The 3,808-nt window shown below is 62.9% G+C and carries 2 protein-coding genes; one reads left to right on the top strand and one right to left on the bottom strand.

From position 1 onward, the window contains the following. Positions 1-2,111, bottom strand: a 2,111-nt coding sequence (locus tag LQ952_RS15450; RefSeq protein WP_238623508.1) for a vWA domain-containing protein, incomplete at its 3' end; no start/stop codon positions are given. A gap of 145 nt (positions 2,112-2,256) precedes the next feature. On the opposite strand from LQ952_RS15450, the gene LQ952_RS15445 reads away from it, so the two are divergent. Then, positions 2,257-3,591, top strand: a complete 1,335-nt coding sequence (locus tag LQ952_RS15445) for a helix-turn-helix transcriptional regulator (RefSeq protein ID WP_238623507.1) — start codon at positions 2,257-2,259, stop codon at positions 3,589-3,591. Positions 3,592-3,808 lie beyond the last annotated feature (217 nt).

Genomic DNA, 3,808 nt, shown 5'->3' with positions numbered 1-3,808 from the left:
AGATGCAGCGGATAGACCATGTCCCTGTCTTCGTCGGCATCGTTAAGGCGGAACCAGGCATCCACCTGTTCGTTGATGGCCCGGTACTGCTCCAGCTTGGCCAGGATGCTCCACTCCAGCTGTGAACGCTGCTCGGTGGTCATGCCGGCAAACATCTCATCGGTCAGGGACAGGATATCGCTGCGGTAAGGCAGGCTCTGGATGAAGGCGGGCAACAGCCCGGTCTCTGCCAGTCGAGCGCCCTGGCCGATCTCATCCGGCCGCTTCATGGTCTGTCCGGCCACCCCCTGCAAGGCCTCGAAGAATTGCGCCTGGGTCACCTCGGCACGCATCAGGGCCTGCACCACCATGTCCAGGGACTGGGCCAGGGAGCTGAGCTGCTCCCGGTTCACCAGCACGCGCACATCCAGCGCCCGATCGGCAGGATTCACCAGGTCCCGGTCCAGGGACCAGGCCACCACATCCTTGGGTGGATTGGCATCCCGACCGATATACTCCACCATGGCCGCCTGCCAGAGATTGGACACGGACTCCAGCACCGGCTCGGCGGTGGCCGATGCCTCGGCAGCGGACGCCTCGGCACCGATAGTGGTGGTAAGCAACCGGTTGATGCCCCCGGTTACACGATCCACCAGAGCCTGATATTCGGCTTCATCAAAAGCATTGACCGCTTCCAGGGCGGACCGGGATTCATCGCCGCGAATCCGGGACAAACGCCCGAACTGGGCCTGGGCGATGGGATGATCCTCCGCCGCCCGGGGATCCTGCAGATGAATGGACAGCAGGTGGATCTGGGCGTCATCCAGCTCCCGGCGCAGGTCCGTTTCATCCTTGCCGGTAACGTTCTGGGGATGCCCTTTGGGATGGGAGCCGGCATCACCGACCATGATCATGAAGCGCAGAGCACCTTCACGCCACTGACTGCGCAAGGCGGTATCTACGCCGGCAAAGACCTCCTCGGCATAATCCAGGCTGCCCACCTGTGTGGCCCGGGCGGAATTGCCCAGCAGCTCCACCAGTGTGTTGCCGTCCACCAGAGTCGGGGTATGGTTGCGGGTCACGTACTCCAGGGCAGGGATCACCTCGGTGGAATCCCGGAAGGTCACCAGACCGAAGCGGAACCGGCCCGTGGTCTCGTCGGTGAACTGGCGGGTCATGCGGATCACCGCCTCGCGGGTCATGTCGATGAAGGGCTGCATGCTGCGGGTGGTATCGATGACGAACACGATATCCACACTCAGTTCCCCGGCGCTGCTGCCGGCCTGGGTCCTACTCACCAGGGACTGGGTCCGGTAGGCGTCGTCTTCCAGGGTATCGGCGCCGCGCTGACGCGGCACGGCGGCTGCCAGCTGCAACAAACGGGCATCGTCACCGTGAATCCGGGTTTCCTGCCAGTCGATGATGGGCAGCATGTAGAACTGGCGAGTGATATCCACGAAGCGGGCCGGCTCTATGCTGATCACGGACTCGGGCACCTCGCCCTTGCTGATCCCCTGGTAGATGGCCCTGGCCCGCCCCGCCATGTCCAGGTCGTCCACCACGGCTTCCAGGGCCTTGAGATCCCTGAACATCAGGACCGGATTGCGGCCTTCGATGGCATCACCCGGATGGGTATAAGACACCAGCAGGGCCTGCCGCCATTCCAGCAGATCCTTGGCCTGCATCCAGCCATCGGACCGGGCCCGGTTGGCGCCCACCCGGTACCAACCCCGTGGATCCGCGCCTTGGGTAAAGTCCAGATCACTGCGCTCGAATACATACAGGGGACGAAAGGCCGGCACATTGGCCACGGCGATCATGCCCTCTTCCACCCGGGGTTCCCGATAGATGTGGGAGAACGGCCTGGGCAGGCCCCTAAGCGCCAGATCGGTGGCGATCTCCACACAGGGGACATCACCGGTGCAGCGGATATCATCTTCCCGAACGCTGCCGCCGGAGGCAGTCTCATGCCCTTCGGTGCCTTCAAGCGCCCAGAGCGCTGAGGTGGGCGGAGGATGGCCCGTCGTCCCTTCCAGCGCGGCAAGATCGGCCAGGGCAGGCACGCTCAATAGCAGCACCAGCCAGACGGCAGCGCGACTGATTCGTCGATCGACAACAGGCGCAGGATTCATCAGCGGCTCTCCGAAAGGGTATGGTGAAGGCACCATTCTGCCTTCGATCACGTATTTCAATAAGTCGTCAACCTGTCAACCATCCATTGGAGCCATGTCAACCATGGTGTAGACTCCCGCACGAGATCAGCAACTTGGGATGTCAATGACGCTTGCTCCCCGACATCTGGTGAGAATCTGCATCGCCGCCCTCTTCATCGCCTGGCTGACCGCGCTCCCCATGTCAGGGATGTTGCTGACTCACGAGCAGTTGATGCCGTGGTTCCTTGCTCCCCACGTGTGCGTCCTGTTCGGGCTGGGTCGCCTTGCCGCCGGTATGCCGGCGCAACAACTCCAACAGCTGATACGCATCGGCCTGATCGGCACGGTGGGTTTGAGCCTGCTGGCCCTGGAACTCAAGGGCGGCTGGTCCATCCCCCTCATGGTCCTGCTAGGCATCGTCTCTGCGCCCGTCTCCCTGCGCATGGGGCAATATCTCAAGGCCTCCGAGCGACCCATCGTCTTTGCCGCGCTGGCCCTGGCGGCCGGCAACCTGCTGGCCCTGGCACTGGGTCTGGCGCCTCTCTCCCCCCAACTCAAGCTCACCTTCGTCAGCGTCCTGCTGCTGTTCCTGCTGACACCGCTGGGTCCCGGGCAACCTCACCGGGCAACAACGCCCACGCATCTGCCGCAATTACTGATCTACCTGCCCTTCATCTTTGTGTTCCAGATCGTCTCGGGACTGATGTACGGTGGTCTGATTCCCGCCTATGAAGCCCATGCCGTCGTGCCCGGACTGGAAGTGATCTTCTACGGCGTCGGCGCCATCGGCTGTCTCTGGCTGGTCAAATACACGCAACCCACCGCCATGCTGATCGGCGTGGTCTCCGCCCTGGCGGCGTTTGCCCTGTGGTCGCTGCTACCCAGCGGGGTGGGCATCCATGGGGCCATGTTCTTCATGATGGCGGCGGCGGGCATCATCGACCTGCTGCTGCTCTTCCTGGTGCTGAAGCAGACGGATCTGGTTCGTGCCTATGGTTACGGTGTCGGGGTACTCTGCGGGGGGATCCTGGTAGGGCACCTGCTGAGCATGGCCCTGGGCGGGGCCGCTGACACCATCGCCTTTGTCGGCCTGATCCTGCTGAACATGGCCGTGCTGAGCCTGTATCTTCCCAGAAAGGGGGCCGAGACCACGGCGGCCGATGATGCGCCATCAACCCAGGACAGTGCAGTGCGGTTGCCTGATGCCCTCACTCAGATACTGTCCGACCAAGAGCAGCAGGTGCTGCGCCAGGTACTGACCGAAAAAACCTACCGGGAGGTGGCCGACGCCCTCTCCATTTCAGAGTCTTCGGTCAAGACCTACATGCATCGCATTTTTCAGAAAACCGGAGTCTACCGGCGGCATCAGCTACTGGAGCTGATCCGGGACCCGGGATCGACATTGCATGATGTGGCGCAGAACCCGGCGGGGGGGGAAAGGAAAATCGGGGTGGCCTGAACAACACTCCCGGCAGTGGGGGGCTGCAGCCTCCCATTTACGCGACCAAGGACCGCTCCCACGCGGGAACGAGCCCGTTATTAGGCACGCTCCCGCACGGTGCAGTTCAGACCTCTTCCCGCTCAGGCGCCAGATGCCAGTGCTCCGGTGAGCGCCACAGCCCCGACAGCAACAGTTCCCGCATGAAGAAGAACTCCTTGGGCAGCTTGTCATGGAG

Source organism: Ectothiorhodospira lacustris (assembly GCF_022227785.1).
Classification (GTDB): domain Bacteria; phylum Pseudomonadota; class Gammaproteobacteria; order Ectothiorhodospirales; family Ectothiorhodospiraceae; genus Ectothiorhodospira; species Ectothiorhodospira lacustris.
The sequence above is the reverse complement of the archived record's forward strand: the minus strand, read 5'-3'. Positions and strand labels throughout refer to the sequence as shown.